Here is a 17,321-nt window from a genome sequence, read left to right as displayed (position 1 = left end):
GCCGCCGCCCCCCTTTCCAACCCCGTCCCCAAAACCCCTACGGCGATGTCACTCCCCCGTCGTACCCTGGGAATCGCGAGGCCGCCCTCAGCTACGCGGCCGTGACGAGGAGGAACCGCAGGCCTCAGCGCCGGCCCATGACTCAGACACCCACAGCTCACACCCCCGCGCAGGAGCAGGCGAGAGCGCAGCTCACCGTCCCCGCCCAGCACCCCATGGTGACCGTTCTGGGATCCGGCGACTCCCTTCTGCGCGTGATCGAGAAGGCCTTCCCGGCGGCCGACATCCACGTCCGGGGCAACGAGATCAGCGCGGTCGGCGACTCCAAGGACGTCGCCCTCATTTCGCGCGTTTTCGACGAGATGATGCTGGTGCTCCGCACCGGGCAGCCGATGACGGAGGACGCAGTGGAACGCTCGATCGCCATGCTCAAGGCGAGCGACAACGGCGAGAGCGACGGCCAGGAGACCCCGGCCGAGGTGCTCACGCAGAACATCCTGTCCTCGCGCGGCCGCACGATCCGCCCCAAGACGCTCAACCAGAAGCGCTACGTGGACGCGATCGACAAGCACACGATCGTCTTCGGCATCGGCCCCGCCGGCACCGGAAAGACCTACCTGGCGATGGCCAAGGCGGTGCAGGCCCTGCAGTCCAAGCAGGTCAACCGCATCATCCTGACCCGTCCCGCGGTCGAGGCCGGAGAGCGGCTCGGGTTCCTCCCGGGCACGCTCTACGAGAAGATCGACCCGTACCTGCGCCCGCTCTACGACGCCCTGCACGACATGCTCGACCCGGACTCGATCCCGCGGCTGATGGCGGCGGGCACCATCGAGGTCGCGCCGCTGGCGTACATGCGTGGTCGTACGCTCAATGACGCCTTCATCATCCTGGACGAGGCCCAGAACACGAGCCCCGAACAGATGAAGATGTTCCTCACCCGCCTCGGCTTCGAGTCGAAGATCGTGATCACGGGTGACGTGACGCAGGTCGACCTGCCCGACGGGACGAAGAGCGGTCTGCGCCAGGTGCAGGACATCCTGGAAGGCGTCGAGGACGTGCATTTCTCCCGGCTGTCGTCCCAGGACGTCGTCCGGCACAAGCTGGTGGGCCGTATCGTCGACGCGTACGAGAAGTACGACACCACGCACGGCACCCGGAACGGCGCGCACCAGGGCCGCGGCAAGTCCGGGCACAAGGGGAAGTAGACACACACAGCACCATGTCGATCGACGTCAACAACGAGTCCGGCACCGAGGTCGACGAGCAGGCGATCCTCGACATCGCCCGCTACGCGCTCGCTCGGATGCGCATCCACCCGCTCTCCGAGCTCTCGGTGATCGTCGTGGACGCCGACGCCATGGAGCAGCTCCATCTCCAGTGGATGGACCTCCCGGGTCCCACGGATGTCATGTCCTTCCCGATGGACGAGCTGCGCCCGCCCTCCAAGGACGACGACGAGCCGCCGCAGGGGCTGCTCGGTGACATCGTGCTGTGCCCCGAGGTCGCTCAGAAGCAGGGCAAGGAAGCCGACACGCAGCACTCCATGGACGAGGAGCTGCAGTTGCTCACCGTCCACGGAGTGCTGCACCTGCTGGGCTACGACCACGAGGAACCGGACGAGAAGGCCGAGATGTTCGGCCTCCAGGCGGCCATCGTGGACGGCTGGCGCGCGGAGCGGGGCCTGACCGGCCCGTCCCCGGCGCCGACGGTCTCGTAGCGCCGCCGATGAGTCCCCAACTGGCTCTGGGCGCCATCGCCCTGGTCGTCGTGGCCTGGCTCGCCGCCTGCGCGGAGGCGGGCCTCGCGCGCGTTTCCAGCTTCCGCGCCGAGGAGGCCGTGCGCTCCGGCCGCCGCGGCAGCGCCAAGCTCTCCCAGGTCGCCGCCGACCCGACCCGCTACCTGAACGTCGCGCTGCTGGTCCGCGTCGCCTGCGAGATGGCCGCCGCCGCGCTGATCACCTACGGCTGCCTGCAAGAGTTCGACGGCACCACCGAGGCCCTCCTGGTCGCCATCGCGGTCATGGTCCTCGTGTCGTACGTCGCCGTCGGCGTCTCCCCGCGCACCATCGGCCGCCAGCACCCCCTGAGCACCGCGACGGTCTCGGCGTACGTCCTGGTGCCGCTGGCCCGGATCATGGGCCCGATCCCGTCGCTGCTCATCCTCATCGGCAACGCGCTCACGCCCGGCAAGGGCTTCAGGCGCGGCCCCTTCGCCTCCGAGGCGGAGCTGCGCGCGCTGGTCGACCTGGCCGAGAAGGAGTCCCTCATCGAGGACGAGGAGCGCCGCATGGTGCACTCGGTCTTCGAGCTGGGCGACACCCTCGTGCGCGAGGTCATGGTGCCGCGCACGGACCTGGTGGTCATCGAGCGTTTCAAGACCATCCGCCAGGCCCTCACCCTCGCCCTGCGCTCCGGCTTCTCGCGCATCCCGGTGACCGGCGAGAGCGAGGACGACATCGTCGGGATCGTCTATCTGAAGGACCTCGTCCGCAGGACGCACATCAGCCGTGACGCCGAGTCCGAGCAGGTGTCCACGGCCATGCGCCCCGCCTTCTTCGTGCCCGACACCAAGAACGCCGGTGACCTGCTGCGCGAGATGCAGAAGGAACGCAACCACGTCGCCGTGGTCATCGACGAGTACGGCGGCACGGCCGGCATCGTCACCATCGAGGACATCCTGGAGGAGATCGTCGGCGAGATCACCGACGAGTACGACCGTGAACTGCCGCCGGTGGAGGACCTCGGCAAGGACCGCTTCCGGGTCACCGCCCGCCTCGACATCGAGGACCTGGGCGAGCTGTACGGCCTGGAGGCCTTCGACGACGAGGACGTCGAGACGGTCGGCGGCCTGCTGGCCAAGGCGCTGGGCCGCGTCCCCATCGCGGGCGCCTCCTCCGTCGTGGACCTGCCCGACGGCCGCGAGCTGCGGCTGACGGCGGAGGCCGCCGCCGGCCGCCGGAACAAGATCGTGACGGTGCTGGCGGAACCGGTGGACCCGGCGGAGCCGCCCGAGGAGGAGAAGCCGGAATGACTCCGCAGGAGCTGCGCGCGTTCTGTCTGTCCTTCGACGCGGCGGTGGAGGACTTCCCGTTCAGCCCGGAGCTCTCGGTCTTCAAGGTGCAGGGCAAGCTCTTCGCCCTGTCGCACCTCGACGCACGGCCGCTGAAGGCCAACCTCAAGTGCGACCCGGAGGAGGCGATCCGCCTGCGCCGCGAGTACGAGGGGCTGATCGTCCCGGGCTGGCACATGAACAAGCGCCACTGGAACACGGTCACCGTCGAGGGCGCCCTCCCGGACGAGCTGGTCCGGGAGCTCATCGAGGACTCCTACGACCTGGTCGTCGCGGGTCTGCCGCGGGCGGACCGCCTCCGCCTCGACCGCGCCTGACGCTTCCGTATGCTCGGATCATGACCGACAGCAGCGCGCTCGACCCCGAGGACCGCAAGATCGTCACCCTGGCCCGTTCCGCGCGGGCCCGCAACGGCGTGCCCGAGGGCGCGGCCGTGCGGGACGAGACCGGACGCACCTATGTCGCGGGCACCGTGGCCCTCGACTCCCTGCAGCTCAGTGCCCTGCGGACCGCTGTGGCGATGGCGGTGGCCTCGGGCGCCCGCTCGCTGGAGGCGGCCGCGCTGGTGACGGAGGCGGAGACCGTCTCCGCGCAGGACCGGGCGGCGGTGCGGGAGCTGGGCAGCGCCGAGACGCCGGTCCTGGTGGCCGGGCCGGACGGGACGGTGCGGACCACCGTCACCGCCGGCTGAACCTCACTGGGGGCGGCTCTCATTAGGCCGGTTCTCCCCCTTGCCGCCCCTGCTCCCAGGCGCATCAATGGAACCGTATGTTCCGACGGACCGTCAGGTTCGACTCTCGCGCAGCGTGCCCGCACCCACCTGCCGAGCGGTCCCCCCACACGGAAAGGGAGCCGGAATCCCATGAGATGCAAGCGAATCGGAGCAGGTGCGGCACTGGCGGCCGGGGCCCTCGCGGTCACCGGGCTCGCCTTCGCCCCCGCAGCCCTCGCCGTCACCCCCCAGACGGCGACGATCAGCGCGGACTGCGGCGGCTTCGGCAGCGGTGAGGCCACGCTCACGGCCACGCAGGACGGCACCGCCGCCACCGTCACGGTCACGTCCTCCGCGATCACGGCGCCCATCGCGCTGGGAGAGGACTCGATCTCCTCCGCCCTCACCCTGGTGAAGAGTGGCGGCGGAACCGTCGACTTCACCGGCACGGAGAACCCGGCGATGGCCGCCGGCGCCCCCGTCGAGGTCGGCCCTCTCAGCGGCACCGTGGCCTCGGGCGACAGCCTGGAGGCCTTCGGCGGCTCGCTGCGGATGACCGTCTTCGGCATCACCATCACCTGCACGGCGACCGGGCCGCAGTCACCGGGCCCGTTCGTCTTCGACTGAGACCGCGGCGGCGCGGCCCCGGCGTCAGAGCGCGTCGGGGCCGCGCTCGCCCGTCCGCACGCGCACGACCGTGTCGACGGGCAGCGCCCACACCTTGCCGTCGCCGATCTTGCCGGTGTGCGCGGCCTTCACGACCGCGTCGATGACGTCCTCGGCGACCGCGTCCTCGACGACGACCTCGATGCGGACCTTGGGTACCAGGTCGACCTGGTACTCGGCGCCGCGGTACACCTCGGTGTGGCCGCGCTGCCGGCCGTAGCCGCTGGCCTCGCTCACGGTCAGGCCGTGCACGCCGAGTGCCTGCAGGGCGTTCTTGACCTCGTCGAGGCGGTACGGCTTGACGATCGCGGTGATGAGCTTCATGCCTGGGGGGTGACCTTCCGGGCGGGGGAGACGACGGAGGAGGAGACCGGGGCGCCGTGGCCCAGGACCCCGTGATCGTAGGCCGTCCCGGCATGCGCCGTAAGGTCCAGGCCGGTCTGCTCCCGCTCCTCGTCGGCACGGAAGCCCCTCGCGGTGTCGATCAGCCCGGCGATGCCGTACGTCACGCCGAACGCGTACGCCGCCACGACGACCACGGCATGGAACTTCCGGCTCACGGCGTACGAGCGGACGGGGTGAGGGCGACCAGGTCGAGGGTGTTGGGGAACGCGGCGGCCGCGAGGCCGTCGGCGCCGAGGGCGGAGGAGCTCACCAGAGGCGTCCGGTACAGGGCGGCTTCGTGGATCAGGGACAATGGGCGCCATGAGCGTTCGTACCCAGTCATCCGAAGAGCCGGCCGGAGCTGTCCACAGGGCCGGCTTCGCCTGCTTCGTGGGCCGTCCCAACGCGGGCAAGTCCACCCTCACGAATGCTCTGGTCGGCCAGAAGGTGGCGATCACGGCGAACCAGCCGCAGACGACGCGGCACACCGTGCGGGGCATCGTGCACCGCCCGGACGCCCAGCTGATCCTGGTCGACACCCCGGGGTTGCACAAGCCGCGCACACTGCTGGGCGAGCGGCTCAACGACGTCGTGCGCACCACGTGGGCCGAGGTCGACGTGATCGGCTTCTGTCTGCCGGCGAACGAGAAGCTCGGTCCCGGCGACCGCTTCATCGCGAAGGAACTGGCGTCCATCAAGAAGACGCCGAAGATCGCCATCGTCACCAAGACCGACCTGGTGGACAGCAAGGCGCTCGCCGAGCAGCTGATCGCCGTCGACCAGCTCGGCAAGGAGCTCGGCTTCGAGTGGGCCGAGATCGTGCCGGTCTCGGCCGTCGCCGACCAGCAGGTGGGTCTGCTGGCCGATCTGCTCGTCCCCCTGCTGCCCGATGGCCCCGCGCTCTACCCCGAGGGCGACCTGACCGACGAGCCCGAGCAGGTCATGATCGCGGAGCTGATCCGCGAGGCCGCGCTGGAGGGCGTCCGTGACGAGCTGCCGCACTCCATCGCGGTCGTCGTCGAGGAGATGCTCCCGCGCGAGGACCGCCCCGCCGACAAGCCCCTCCTCGACATCCACGCCTTCGTCTACATCGAGCGCCCCAGCCAGAAGGGCATCATCATCGGCCCCAAGGGCAAGCGCCTGAAGGAGGTCGGCATCAAGTCCCGCAAGCAGATCGAGGCGCTGCTGGGCACGCCGGTCTTCCTCGACCTGCACGTGAAGGTGGCCAAGGACTGGCAGCGGGATCCCCGGCAGTTGCGCAAACTGGGGTTCTGAGAGCCCGCGGCCCGCTCCAAGGCCGTCCGCGGGCTCGCGCACATCTCCGGGAGCGGGCGGTCAAGCCGTGGGCCCCTGTGCCCGCAGCAGCTCCCGGTACCAGTGGTACGACGCCTTGGGGGTCCGCTCCAGGGTGTCGAAGTCGACGTGGATCAGGCCGAAACGGCGTGCGTAGCCCTCCGCCCACTCGAAGTTGTCGAGCAGGGACCACACGAAGTAGCCGCGCACGTCGACGCCCGCCTCCACCGCCCGGTGCAGGGCCCGCACATGGCCGTCCAGATAGGCGATGCGGTCTTGGTCGTCCACGCCCGGGTACGCGCAGCCGTTCTCGGTGATGACGACGGGTGGGAGCCGGTCGCCGTAGCGGTCGCGGAACGTGGTGAGCAGTTCGGTGAGGCCCTCGGGGACGACCGGCCAGCCGAAGTCCGTCACCGGGCGTCCCTCGATCTCCCGGACGGAGAAGGGCAGTTCGGCGGGCATCGTAACCCCGCCGAACTCGATCTGCGCGCCCTGCGGGGCACCCACCCTGGTCGGCGCGTAGTAGTTGATGCCGTACCAGTCGAGCGGCTCGGCGATCACCTTCAGGTCGGCCTCCACGTCCCCGGGCATCAGCTCGCCGATGCCGTCCGGGTACCGGCCCAGCAAAAGTGGGTCCGCGAACAGGCGGTTCAGCAGCAGGTCGTAGAAGTCGGCCGCCTCCACGTCCGCCGCCTCGGTCGAGGCCGCCCAGGTCGGGCCGTGCGAGTTGGCGATGCCGATGTCCCCGGCGCCCGAGGCGCGCAGGGCCCGGACGGCCAGGCCGTGGGCGAGCAGCTGGTGGTGGGCGGCCGGCAGCGCGTCGAACATCAGCCGCTTCCCCGGCGCGTGCACGCCCAGGGCGTGACCCAGCAGGGTGTGCTCGGCGGGCTCGTTCAGGGTGATCCACTTCGTCACACGGTCGCCCAGCCGGCCCGCGACCAGCGACACGTGCTCGGCGAAACGCGCGGCCGTGTCCCGCTCCAGCCAGTCCAGGTCCGCCGGCAGGTCCCAGTGGAACAGCGTCGGCACCGGGCGGACACCGGCCGCGCACAGGTCGTCCACCAGCCGGTCGTAGAAGTCCAGGCCCTTCTCGGAGCGCACGCGCGGCCAGGAGAGCGAGAAGCGGTAGGCGTTCACGCCGAGGCCGGCCAGGAGTGCCACGTCCTCGCGGTGGCGGTGGACGTGGTCGCAGGCCACCGCCGCCGTGGAGCCGTCCTTCACCCGTCCCGGCTCCGCCGTGAACGCGTCCCACACGGACGGTTCGCGCTCGTCCGCGGCGCCCTCGATCTGGTGCGCCGAGGTGGACACGCCCCAGAGGAAGCCGTCGGGGAAACGGGGGATCGCGGTGCCTGCGTCAGTCGCCATGCGCTGGATCATCCGTACCGACGGTAACGGAAGTCAACGCCCGCGCGGGAAGCGGCCGTTAGGCCCCTTCCTTCAGCACCCGCGAGATCAGCTTGCGCTGCTCCGCCGTCAGCCGGGGATCCGCGCAGTACACGGTCTTCCCGTCCACCGTGAGCTGGTAGCTGAAGCCGTCCGGCAGCCCGACCGGCGGCGTGCTCCGCCCGTCGGCGACCGCCTGCCCGGCCAGGGCGTGCCACTCGGCGGCATCGGGCCGGCCCGAGGTGTCCACCTCCGCGTGCCGCTCGATGCCCGCGAACCCGCCCGTGCGCCTCACCTGAATCCGCATGGGACCTGTCTAGTACGGAATTACAGGGTCCGCACCCCGACCCGCTCCCAGGCCTTCGACACGGCGTCCAGCTCCTCCCCGTCGCCGAAGCGCTCCCGGGCGGCCTTGACGGTGAGCGTGGCGAAGTCGGCGAACAGGGCGTCCTGCCTCAGCTCGCCGCCGGTCAGCACGTCGTACCAGACCTGCCCGGCCCGCTCCCAGGCGTGGCCGCCGAGGGCGGTGGCCGCGAGGTAGAAGGCGTGGTTCGGGATGCCCGAGTTGATGTGCACGCCGCCGTTGTCGCGGCCGGTGCGCACGAAGTCGTCCATCGTGGCCGGCTGCGGGTCCTTGCCGAGGACGTCGTCGTCGTACGCCGTGCCCGGCTCCTTCATGGAGCGCAGGGCCGTGCCGGTCACGCGGGGGGCGAGCAGGCCCGCGCCGATCAGCCAGTCGGCCTCGGCGGCGGTCTGCCCGAGCGTGTACTGCTTGATCAGGGCGCCGAAGACGTCCGACAGGGACTCGTTGAGCGCGCCCGGCTGGCCGAAGTAGGTGAGGTTGGCCGTGTACTGCGTGACGCCGTGCGCGAGTTCGTGGCCGATGACGTCGATCGGGAGGGTGAAGTCGAGGAAGATCTCCCCGTCCCCGTCGCCGAAGACCATCTGCTCGCCGTTCCAGAACGCGTTGTTGTAGTCGCGGTCGTAGTGGACCGTCGCGTTCAGCGGGAGGCCGCTGCCGTCGATCGAGTCGCGCCGGTAGGCCTGGAGGAACAGCTCGAAGGTGGCGCCGAGACCCGCGTAGGCGCGGTTGACGGTGGCGTCCTTGCCGGGCTTGTCGCCCTCGCCGCGGACCTTGTGGCCGGGCAGGTTGGTGCCGTGCCGGGCGTCGTGGACGGTGCGCCGCGGCTTGCCTTCGGGGACCGCGGCGACGGCGGTGGCGCCGATGACCGTGGTCAGGCGGCGCTGGGTGCGCTCGAAGGCGTCGCGCTGCAGGGTGCGGCGGGCGGGACCGGCGAGCGCGGGGTCCTCGGCGCGGGCGAGCCGGTCGAGGACATGGGGCGGGACGATGGTGCAGAAGACGGGCTCGAAGCCCCCGTGAGTCGTCATGCCCGGCACCTTTGCACTGCGTGACGATGCTGTCACTGCTCGCCACCATGATTGGTGAAATACCGTGACAACGCCCTTCACGCTCCGTGGCGGAGTGGTATAGCGCACTTTTTGTCCCGTATGTGCTTCGGGTCCCGCATACTGGAACGACCCCACGCGCCGGGAGGGGCTCGGCTAGCATGCTGCGCATCATGCGTTTCGGGCTGCTTCTCCTTAGCTGCCGCGGCGAGGGCCTGTAGTCGAGGCCGACTCCCTCCCCGCGGAGCTTGGTGCTGCGTCGTCGGCCGTCCTTCCCGGACCCCTTGAGGAGCCCCCGCATCATGGCGAACCGCCAGCAGCCCAGTTCCATGCCGATCCACAAGTACGGCCGCTACGAGCAGGTCGACCTCCCGGACCGCACCTGGCCTGAGCAGCGCATCACCACCGCCCCCCGCTGGCTCTCCACCGACCTGCGCGACGGCAACCAGGCCCTGATCGACCCCATGTCGCCGGCCCGCAAGCGCGCCATGTTCGACCTGCTGGTGAAGATGGGCTACAAGGAGATCGAGGTCGGCTTCCCGGCCTCCGGCCAGACCGACTTCGACTTCGTGCGCTCCATCATCGAGGAGCCCGGGGCCATCCCCGACGACGTCACCATCTCCGTACTGACCCAGGCCCGCGAGGACCTGATCGAGCGCACGGTGGAGTCCCTGAAGGGCGCCAAGCGCGCCACGGTCCACCTGTACAACGCCACCGCCCCGGTCTTCCGCCGGGTCGTCTTCCGCGGCTCCAAGGACGACATCAAGCAGATCGCCGTCGACGGCACCCGCCTGGTCATGGAGTACGCCGAGAAGCTGCTGGGCCCGGAGACCGAGTTCGGCTACCAGTACAGCCCCGAGATCTTCACCGACACCGAGCTGGACTTCGCGCTGGAGGTCTGCGAGGCGGTCATGGACGTCTGGCAGCCCGGCCCGGGCCGCGAGATCATCCTGAACCTGCCCGCCACCGTGGAGCGGTCCACGCCGTCCACGCACGCCGACCGCTTCGAGTGGATGGGCCGCCACCTCTCCCGCCGCGAGCACGTCTGCCTGTCGATCCACCCGCACAACGACCGCGGCACCGCCGTCGCCGCCGCCGAGCTGGCCCTGATGGCCGGCGCCGACCGCGTCGAGGGCTGCCTGTTCGGGCAGGGTGAGCGCACCGGCAACGTCGACCTGGTCACCCTGGGCATGAACCTGTTCTCCCAGGGCGTCGACCCGCAGATCGACTTCTCCGACATCGACGAGATCCGCCGCACGTGGGAGTACTGCAACCAGATGGAGGTCCACCCGCGCCACCCGTACGTGGGCGACCTGGTCTACACGTCCTTCTCCGGCTCCCACCAGGACGCCATCAAGAAGGGCTTCGACACCATGGAGGCCGACGCCGCCGCCCGGGGCGTCACCGTCGACGACATCGAGTGGGCCGTCCCCTACCTGCCGATCGACCCCAAGGACGTCGGCCGCTCCTACGAGGCGGTCATCCGGGTCAACTCGCAGTCCGGCAAGGGCGGTATCGCCTACGTCCTGAAGAACGACCACAAGCTGGACCTGCCGCGCCGGATGCAGATCGAGTTCTCCAAGCTCATCCAGGCGAAGACGGACGCCGAGGGCGGCGAGGTCACGCCCAAGGACATCTGGTCGGTCTTCCAGGACGAGTACCTGCCCAACCCCGAGAACCCGTGGGGCCGGATCCAGGTCAAGAACAACCAGTCGACCACCGACACCGACGGCGTGGACACCCTGAAGGTGGAGGCCACGCTCGACGGTCAGGACACCGTCCTGACCGGTTCCGGCAACGGTCCGATCTCGGCCTTCTTCGACGCCCTGCAGTCCGTCGGCATCGACGTGCGCCTGCTGGACTACCAGGAGCACACGATGAGCGAGGGCGCCTCCGCGCAGGCCGCCTCGTACATCGAGTGCGCCATCGGCGACAAGGTCCTGTGGGGCATCGGAATCGACGCCAACACCACGCGGGCCTCGCTGAAGGCGGTCGTCTCGGCCGTCAACCGCGCGGCCCGCTGACCAGCCGTACGGGTCTGCGTCCGAAGGCCGCTCAAGGACGCCACAGGGGCTCCGTCCGCCGACGTAGGCGGGCGGAGCCGCGTCGTATACCGGCCATTTGCTGTGGAGGTCACGGAAAGGTCTCCTCCGGGGTGCTGACTCCTCGTCTCCGATGTGGCTAACATCACGCAAGCGCGGCGGCGTTGCCGCGCGGCGTGACGGAGGTGCGACGTGCTGCCAGGACGGGGACGAAACGGCCATGCCGCCAGGTGTTCGCGCATCCTGGGCACCCGCACCGCGTGGACGGCCGCCGGTGACGGGGAGTTCTTCTGCCCCGGCTGCGGCGGCGACCGCAACTACCAGCGGCTGACCGGACAACGCCGCTTCACCCTGCTCGGCCTGCCCGTGCTGCCGCGCGGCGAGACCGGCCCGGTCGTGGAGTGCGCCGCCTGCCGCCGCCACTTCGGCACGGACGTCCTCGACCACCCCACCACCACGCGCTTCTCCGCGATGCTCCGCGACGCCGTGCACACGGTCGCCCTCGCCGTGCTGGCCGCGGGCGGCGCCGGTTCCCGTACGGCACTGGAGGCCGCCGTGCTCGCCGTGCGCGCGGCCGGCTTCGACGACTGCACCGAGGAGCAGCTGGCCGCCCTCGTCGAGGCGCTGGAGGCCGACACCGGCCGGATCACCGGTGGACCGTGCGGCGCCGGGCTCGCCATAGAGCTGCACGAGGCCCTGGACCCGCTCGCCCCGCACCTCGCCACCGTCGGCCGCGAATCGATCCTGCTCCAGGGCGCCCGCATCGCCCTCGCGGACGCGCCGTACACCCCGGCCGAGCGGGATGTGCTGGCGACGGTGGGTGCGGCGCTCACCATCTGCTCCGACGACGTGACCCGGCTGCTGGCGGCGGCGGCGCGCACGCCTTCGTAGGGCACGCCCCCACGTACTCCCCGGGGAGTAGCGCGCGGCCGGGGCCGCCCCCGGCAGCAGCCCCCGGCTCGACCTCACGCCCGACGAAACGGCACCCGGCGGACGGGAGTCCGGAGACCGATCCAGACACCCGACCGGAGGGAGCCGGACCCGACCTGGCCCGGGCCGCGCGGCTCGCCGGAGCCCGGGTCGAGCAGACCGTACGGATACGGCAGGCCCTCCGCCGTGGGCGCCGCCTACCGTACGGATACGGCAGGCCCTCCGCCGTGGGCGCCGCCTACCGTACGGATACGGCAGGCACCCCCGCCGTCGCCGCCGCCTACCGCATCGTGCAGGAAGCCCTGACGAACGCCGTACGGCACGCGGGGCCCGAACCGGCCGTCCGGGTCGAGCCGGCGGAGCGGGACGGCGCCCTGCACCTGCCTGTCCGCGACGTTGGCACCGGACCGGCCCCGGCGCAATCCCCGGCTTCGGGCTCGTCGGCATGCGCGAGCGGACCCGCGGCGTCGGTGGCACACCCGACGCCGGACCGCGGGTCGGGCATGGTCACGCCGGGAGCGTCTGACGGGCGGGCTCTAGAGCAGTCCGGCCGCCGCCAGATACTTCCCCACCCGCTCCACCTCCTCCGGCGACAGCGGGATCTGCGGCCGAGCCGTCGCCGGGCAGCGGATCACGCCCCGCAGGTGCAGGGCGGCCTTGAAGGCGCCGATCGCCGAGGAGTTCGGCCCCATCCGGGCCGGGTCGCCGACGGTCACCATGCCGAACAGCGCGCACAGGCGCTCCTGTTCGGCACGGGCCGCGTCCCAGTCCCCGGCGCGGCACAGGCGGTCCAGGCGGACGTAGCCGTGCGGGTCGACGTTGCCGAGGCCCGGCACCGTGCCGTCCGCGCCGATCGCGAGGGCCGCGTCGACGATCAGCTCCGAGCCGGTCAGCACGCTGAAACCGGTGACGCCCTGGCGTTCCCGGACACCGGTCACGACCTGGCGGAAGGCGGCCAGGTCACCGCTGGAGTCCTTGAGCCCTGCCACGACACCGTCGGCGGCCAGCTCCAGCACCACGTCGGCCGACAGCTTGGTGTGGACGGCGACGGGAAGGTCGTAGGCGATCACCGGGACCCGGCTCGCGGCGGCGACCGCGCGGTAGTGGCGGGCGATCTCCGCCGGGTGGGTCCGGGCGTAGAACGGGGCGGTGACGACGACCGCGTCCGCGCCCGCCGCCGTCACCGACGCGACATGGTCCAGGACCCGGGGCGTCGTCATGTCGATCGCCCCGGCCAGCACCGGCAGCTGCCCGCCCACGTGGCCGGTGACCGACTCGACGACCAGCCTGCGCTGACGGTCGGGCAGATACGCGGCCTCCGAGGTCGAGCCGAGCACGAACAGGCCGTGCACCCCGCCGGCCAGCAGATGGTCGACGAGTCCGAGCAGCGAGGGGACATCCACCTCGCCGTCCGGTGTCAGGGGCGTGCAGACGGGCGGGATGACACCGGTCAGCGGGGCGAAGGTCATGGCGCCTCCATCGGGTCGCGTCGGTGGACGAGGTCACGGGTCGACTCGTCCTCCCGGACAGGATGGTGGCAGCGGAAGCGGTGCGCGGGTGCCGACGCGGCGGAGAAGCCCGGCATCTCGTCCGCGCACGTGCCGTCCGCCTTCCAGCAGCGGGTGCGGAACGGACAGCCGCTCGGCGGCCGGGTCGCCGACGGGACCGGGCCGGCCAGCGGGATCGGGTCGATCGGGTCGAGCAGGCCGGGTGTGGCGGAGAACAGGGCACGGGTGTACGGGTGGCGGGCCCGGTCGGTGACCAGCGCGGCCGGGGACTCCTCCACGATCCGCCCCAGATACATGGTGATCACGCGGTCGCTCATCCGCCGCACCGTCTGGATGTCGTGCGAGACGAACACCAGCGCCAGGCCGAGGCGTTCCTTCAGGTCCAGCAGGAGGTTGAGGATCTGGGCCCGGACGGACACGTCCAGGGCGCTCGTCGGCTCGTCGGCCACGACCAGGTCCGGGTCCAGGGCCAGTGCCCGGGCGATCGCCACACGCTGGCGCTGCCCGCCCGAGAGTTGTCCGGGCAGGGCGTCGGCGAGGCCCCGGGGGAGGCCGACCAGGGACAGCAGCTCCCGCACTCTCTCGTCACGTCGGCCGCGAGTGCCCCGGTCGTGCACGTCCAGCGGGTCCCGCAGGATCTGCCGGACGGTCAGGCGGCGGTTCAGGGCCGTCGACGGGTCCTGGAAGATCATGCCGGTGCCGGCGCCGATGGTCCGGCGGCGCTCGGCGGCCGACATGGCCCACAGGTCCCTGCCCCGGAAGGACACCGTCCCCAGTGTGGGCCGCTCCACCCCCACCAGCACCTTCGCCAGCGTCGACTTGCCGCAGCCCGACTCCCCGACCACGCCGACGGTCTCCCCGGGCGCGATCACCAGGTCTGCGCCGGTCAGGGCGTACACCCGGTCGCGGGTGAAGAGGCCGCCGCTGCGGGCCCGGTGGACGACGTGGGCGTCGCGGAGCTCGACCAGGGCGGGCCGTCCGGTCATGACACCGCCTCGGTCTCGGTCGTCGCCAGCTCCAGGGCCGGGTGATGGCAGGCCGCCGTGTGCGCCGGCGTGCCGGCCAGGACGGGGGCCGTCGTCCGGCAGACGCCGCTCGCGCGCGGGCAGCGGCCGGCGAAGCGGCACCCCGCGGGGAAGTCGGCCGGGGACGGCACCACGCCCCGGATCTGCGTCATCCGCTCCTGCCCCGACTCCAGCGACAGCACGCTGCCGAGCAGGCCCCGCGTGTAGTGGTGGGCCGGGGCCTCCACCAGGTCGGCGGTCACACCCGCCTCCACGATCTGCCCGCCGTACATCACCACCACCCGGTCGGTGACGTCCGCGACCAGCGCCAGGTCGTGCGAGACGAGGATCAGCGCGAAGCCGAGCTCCTCGCGCAGCCGCAGCAGCAGCTCCATGACCTGGGCCTGCACGGTCACGTCCAGGGCGGTCGTCGGCTCGTCGGCGACGATCAGCTTGGGGTCGCGGGACAGGGCCATGGCGATGAGGACGCGCTGGCGCTGCCCGCCGGACAGTTCGTGCGGGTAGCTGCGCAGGGTGCGCCCCGGGTCGAGGCCCACCATCGTCAGCAGCTCCGCGGGGCTCCGGTGCCCGCCGCGTCGCACGACCTGCTTCAGCTGGGCGCGGATCGTCATCGCCGGGTTCAGCGACGACAGGGCGTCCTGGTAGATCATCGCCATCTCGTGGCCGAGCAGCCTGCGGCGTACGCGCATCGGCTCGGCGAGCAGGTCCCGCCGCTGGAAACGGACCTGGCCGCTGATCCGCGCCCCCTTCGGCGGCAGCCCCATGATCGCCAGCGCGGTCAGGGACTTGCCGCAGCCCGACTCGCCGACCAGCCCGAGCACCTCCCCGGGGCGCACCTCGAAGCCGATGCCGTCCACGATGTCGACGCCGCCGTGCCGCTGGTCGAAGCCGATCGTGAGGTTCTCCACCGCGAGCACCGGCTGCCCGTCGGGCAGCGGACGGGCTCGGGCCCGCAGCCGCCGGGCCGCCTCCGCCAGACCGGGCAGCCGCACGACCTCCCCGCCGCCGGGCTCCGGCGCCTCCACCGGATCATCGCCGGGCGCGTCGGCCTCCCGCGCCGACGGGGCCGCCCAGGCGTCGGACACGCCCTCGGACAGGATGTTCAGCGACAGCACGGTGACCAGCATCAGCAGCCCGGGGAACACCGTCGCCCACCAGCCGCCGGTCAGCACCATGTTCTTGCCGTCCGCGATGACACTGCCCCAGGACGGGTCCGGCGGCCGTACGCCCGCCCCGATGAACGACAGCGACGCCTCGAACACGACCGCCTCGGCGACCTGGACCGTGCAGAACACCAGCACCGGCGCCGCGCAGTTGACCGCCACGTGCCTCAGCACGATGTGCGCAGTCCGGGCGCCGATCACCCGTTCCGCCGTCACATAGTCCTCGCCGTACTGGTCGAGGACGTTCGCCCGGACCACCCGCGCCACCGGCGGCGTGAACAGGAACGCGATCGCGCAGATCAGCACCGTGATGCCACCGCCGAACACCGCCACCAGCACGGCGGCCAGCGCGATCCCCGGGAACGCCATCACGATGTCCAGGCAGCGCATCAGCGTCTCGTCCACCGCCTTGCGGGAGGTCGCCGCGATCGCCCCCAGCAGCGCGCCGGCCACCAGGGCGAGTCCGGTCGCGCCGAGCCCGATCGCCAGCGACCAGCGCGCCCCGTACATCAGCCGGCTCAGGATGTCCCGGCCGAGGCTGTCCTGGCCCATCCAGTGCCCGGCCGACGGATGTCCGGTGCCGTCCGCCGGCGGCTGCTGGTCGAGCGGGTCGTGCGGGGCGAGGAGCGGCGCGCACAGCGCCGCCACGGCGACGACCGCCAGGAAGCAGAGGGCGATCTTCGACGGCAGCGGCAGCCTGCGCAGGCCGCGCAGCCGGACACCGGGCCGGGACAGCGCCTGGGCCAGGCCCTTGCGGGTCAGCACGCGGGTCATCATGGGGGCGCATCCCTCAATCGCGGGTTGACCAGCAGGTACAGGACGTCGATGACCAGGTTCACCACGACGAACCCGGCCGCCGTGGTCAGCACCACGCCCTGCACCACGGCCGGATCGCCGTTCTTCACGGCGTCGATCATCAGCTTGCCCATGCCGGGCAGCGAGAAGATGGTCTCGATGACGACCGCGCCGCCCAGCAGATAGCCGACGCGCAGACCGAGCACGGTGAGCGGGGTGATGAGCGCGTTGCGCAGCACGTTGCGCCCCACGACCACCCGCGGCGGCAGCCCGCTCCCGATCGCCGTCCGCACGTAGTCCTTGTCCAGCTCCTCCACCACGGCCGTGCGCACGATCCGGGTCAGCTGCGCCGCCACCGGAAGGGACAACGCGAACGCCGGCAGGGTCATGGTCTTCAGCCAGCCGGAGAGGGAGTCGGCCGGGTTGATGTAACCGCCGGTCGGGAACCAGCCCAGGTCGACCGCCAGGTACTGGATCATCAGCAGTGCCAGCCAGAAGCCGGGCGCCGCGACACCGGTCAGGGACACCACCCGGATGATCTGGTCGGGCAGCCGGTCCCGGTGGATCGCCGCGGTCACACCGCCCACGAGGGACAGCACGACCGCGATGCCCAGACCGAGGAACGTCAGCTGGAGGGTGAGCGGCAGCGCGGTGGTGACCTGGTCGAGCACCGGCGCCCGGGTCAGCGCGCTGGTGCCCAGGTCGCCGTGGAGCAGATCGGCGACGAAGCCGGCGTAGCGCACGGGCAGCGGATCCAGCAGGCCGTGTTCCTCGCGGAAGTCGTGCAACTGTGCCGGCGTCGGGTTGGCGCCCTGGAAGAACGCCGACGCCGGGTCGACGTCCGAGAACCGCATCACCAGGAACACGAACAGCACGATGCCGAGCGTCAGCGGCACGAGGAGGGCGACACGGCGGAGCAGGATCCGCAGGACGGCCGTCATGGC

The 17,321-nt window shown here is 71.5% G+C and carries 17 protein-coding genes and 2 pseudogenes; 10 read left to right on the top strand and 9 right to left on the bottom strand.

Translation table 11 applies throughout. From position 1 onward, the window contains the following. Positions 1-137: 137 nt before the first annotated feature. The 6 genes from QNO09_RS18115 to QNO09_RS18090 all read left to right on the top strand — a co-directional run bounded on the left by QNO09_RS18115 (position 138) and on the right by QNO09_RS18090 (position 4,408). Positions 138-1,205 carry a PhoH family protein gene (locus QNO09_RS18115; RefSeq protein WP_283971241.1) on the top strand — a complete coding sequence of 356 codons (1,068 nt, stop codon included), beginning with the start codon at positions 138-140 and terminating at the stop codon, positions 1,203-1,205. 14 nt (positions 1,206-1,219) lie between these two features. After that, positions 1,220-1,717, top strand: a complete 498-nt coding sequence (gene ybeY, locus QNO09_RS18110) for an rRNA maturation RNase YbeY (RefSeq protein ID WP_283971240.1) — start codon at positions 1,220-1,222, stop codon at positions 1,715-1,717. Positions 1,718-1,725: 8 nt separating this feature from the next. Then, positions 1,726-3,030, top strand: coding sequence for a hemolysin family protein (locus QNO09_RS18105; RefSeq protein ID WP_283971239.1), 1,305 nt, complete (start codon positions 1,726-1,728; stop codon positions 3,028-3,030). After that, the gene (locus QNO09_RS18100; protein WP_283971238.1) at positions 3,027-3,386 is read left to right on the top strand and encodes an MmcQ/YjbR family DNA-binding protein; all 360 of its coding nucleotides are present in this window, start codon (positions 3,027-3,029) and stop codon (positions 3,384-3,386) included. The genes QNO09_RS18105 and QNO09_RS18100 overlap by 4 nt, the downstream gene beginning before the upstream one ends. Before the next feature lie 20 nt (positions 3,387-3,406). Continuing rightward, positions 3,407-3,760 (top strand): cytidine deaminase-like protein, encoded by a 354-nt coding sequence (locus QNO09_RS18095; protein WP_283971237.1) that lies wholly within the window; start codon positions 3,407-3,409, stop codon positions 3,758-3,760. Between the two features lie 171 nt (positions 3,761-3,931). After that, positions 3,932-4,408 carry a hypothetical protein gene (locus tag QNO09_RS18090; RefSeq protein WP_283971236.1) on the top strand — a complete coding sequence of 159 codons (477 nt, stop codon included), beginning with the start codon at positions 3,932-3,934 and terminating at the stop codon, positions 4,406-4,408. Between the two features lie 24 nt (positions 4,409-4,432). Here QNO09_RS18090 and QNO09_RS18085 read toward each other — a convergent pair whose 3' ends face one another. Together QNO09_RS18085 and QNO09_RS18080 are read right to left on the bottom strand one after the other, a co-directional pair. Further along, entirely contained in the window at positions 4,433-4,771 is a 339-nt protein-coding gene (locus QNO09_RS18085) for a P-II family nitrogen regulator (RefSeq protein ID WP_283971235.1), read from the bottom strand. Then, positions 4,768-4,992: pseudogene (locus QNO09_RS18080) on the bottom strand (ammonium transporter); the annotation flags it as partial. The pseudogene QNO09_RS18080 and the gene QNO09_RS18085, both read right to left, overlap by 4 nt. A 151-nt stretch (positions 4,993-5,143) precedes the next feature. Between QNO09_RS18080 and era the strand changes: the two are divergent. Then, positions 5,144-6,106, top strand: coding sequence for a GTPase Era (gene era, locus QNO09_RS18075; RefSeq protein WP_283971234.1), 963 nt, complete (start codon positions 5,144-5,146; stop codon positions 6,104-6,106). A gap of 60 nt (positions 6,107-6,166) precedes the next feature. Here era and QNO09_RS18070 read toward each other — a convergent pair whose 3' ends face one another. The 3 genes from QNO09_RS18070 to QNO09_RS18060 are packed head-to-tail and all read right to left on the bottom strand — an operon-like array spanning position 6,167 to position 8,896. Next, positions 6,167-7,489 carry a GH1 family beta-glucosidase gene (locus QNO09_RS18070; protein WP_283971233.1) on the bottom strand — a complete coding sequence of 441 codons (1,323 nt, stop codon included), beginning with the start codon at positions 7,487-7,489 and terminating at the stop codon, positions 6,167-6,169. A 58-nt stretch (positions 7,490-7,547) separates the two neighbouring features. Continuing rightward, positions 7,548-7,814 (bottom strand): protealysin inhibitor emfourin, encoded by a 267-nt coding sequence (locus QNO09_RS18065; protein WP_283971232.1) that lies wholly within the window; start codon positions 7,812-7,814, stop codon positions 7,548-7,550. A gap of 20 nt (positions 7,815-7,834) precedes the next feature. Next, positions 7,835-8,896, bottom strand: coding sequence for a M4 family metallopeptidase (locus QNO09_RS18060; RefSeq protein ID WP_283971231.1), 1,062 nt, complete (start codon positions 8,894-8,896; stop codon positions 7,835-7,837). A gap of 320 nt (positions 8,897-9,216) precedes the next feature. Here QNO09_RS18060 and leuA point away from each other — a divergent pair, with 320 nt between their 5' ends. The 3 genes and pseudogenes from leuA to QNO09_RS18045 form a co-directional block, all read left to right on the top strand. Beyond that, on the top strand, positions 9,217-10,938 hold the full coding sequence (leuA, locus tag QNO09_RS18055; RefSeq protein WP_283971230.1) for a 2-isopropylmalate synthase: 1,722 nt from the start codon (positions 9,217-9,219) through the stop codon (positions 10,936-10,938). Positions 10,939-11,148: 210 nt separating this feature from the next. After that, the gene (locus tag QNO09_RS18050) at positions 11,149-11,847 is read left to right on the top strand and encodes a TerB family tellurite resistance protein (RefSeq protein WP_283971229.1); all 699 of its coding nucleotides are present in this window, start codon (positions 11,149-11,151) and stop codon (positions 11,845-11,847) included. A gap of 149 nt (positions 11,848-11,996) precedes the next feature. Continuing rightward, positions 11,997-12,412, top strand: a pseudogene (locus tag QNO09_RS18045) (ATP-binding protein); the annotation flags it as partial. Positions 12,413-12,422: 10 nt separating this feature from the next. Here the strand turns inward: QNO09_RS18045 and QNO09_RS18040 are convergent. Genes QNO09_RS18040 through QNO09_RS18025 form a run of 4 tightly spaced genes read right to left on the bottom strand, consistent with a single transcriptional unit; the run spans position 12,423 to position 17,318 of the window. After that, positions 12,423-13,355, bottom strand: a complete 933-nt coding sequence (locus QNO09_RS18040; protein WP_283971228.1) for a dihydrodipicolinate synthase family protein — start codon at positions 13,353-13,355, stop codon at positions 12,423-12,425. Continuing rightward, complete coding sequence (locus QNO09_RS18035) at positions 13,352-14,380, bottom strand: oligopeptide/dipeptide ABC transporter ATP-binding protein (RefSeq protein ID WP_283971227.1); 1,029 nt, start codon at positions 14,378-14,380, stop codon at positions 13,352-13,354. Before QNO09_RS18035 ends, QNO09_RS18040 begins: the two co-directional genes overlap by 4 nt. Then, positions 14,377-16,359 carry a dipeptide/oligopeptide/nickel ABC transporter permease/ATP-binding protein gene (locus tag QNO09_RS18030; RefSeq protein WP_283971226.1) on the bottom strand — a complete coding sequence of 661 codons (1,983 nt, stop codon included), beginning with the start codon at positions 16,357-16,359 and terminating at the stop codon, positions 14,377-14,379. Before QNO09_RS18030 ends, QNO09_RS18035 begins: the two co-directional genes overlap by 4 nt. After that, positions 16,356-17,318, bottom strand: coding sequence for an ABC transporter permease (locus tag QNO09_RS18025; RefSeq protein WP_283971225.1), 963 nt, complete (start codon positions 17,316-17,318; stop codon positions 16,356-16,358). Before QNO09_RS18025 ends, QNO09_RS18030 begins: the two co-directional genes overlap by 4 nt. Between the last annotated feature and the right edge of the window lie 3 nt (positions 17,319-17,321).

This window comes from Streptomyces sp. 378, assembly GCF_030124145.1.
Classification (GTDB): domain Bacteria; phylum Actinomycetota; class Actinomycetes; order Streptomycetales; family Streptomycetaceae; genus Streptomyces.
The sequence above is the reverse complement of the archived record's forward strand: the minus strand, read 5'-3'. Positions and strand labels throughout refer to the sequence as shown.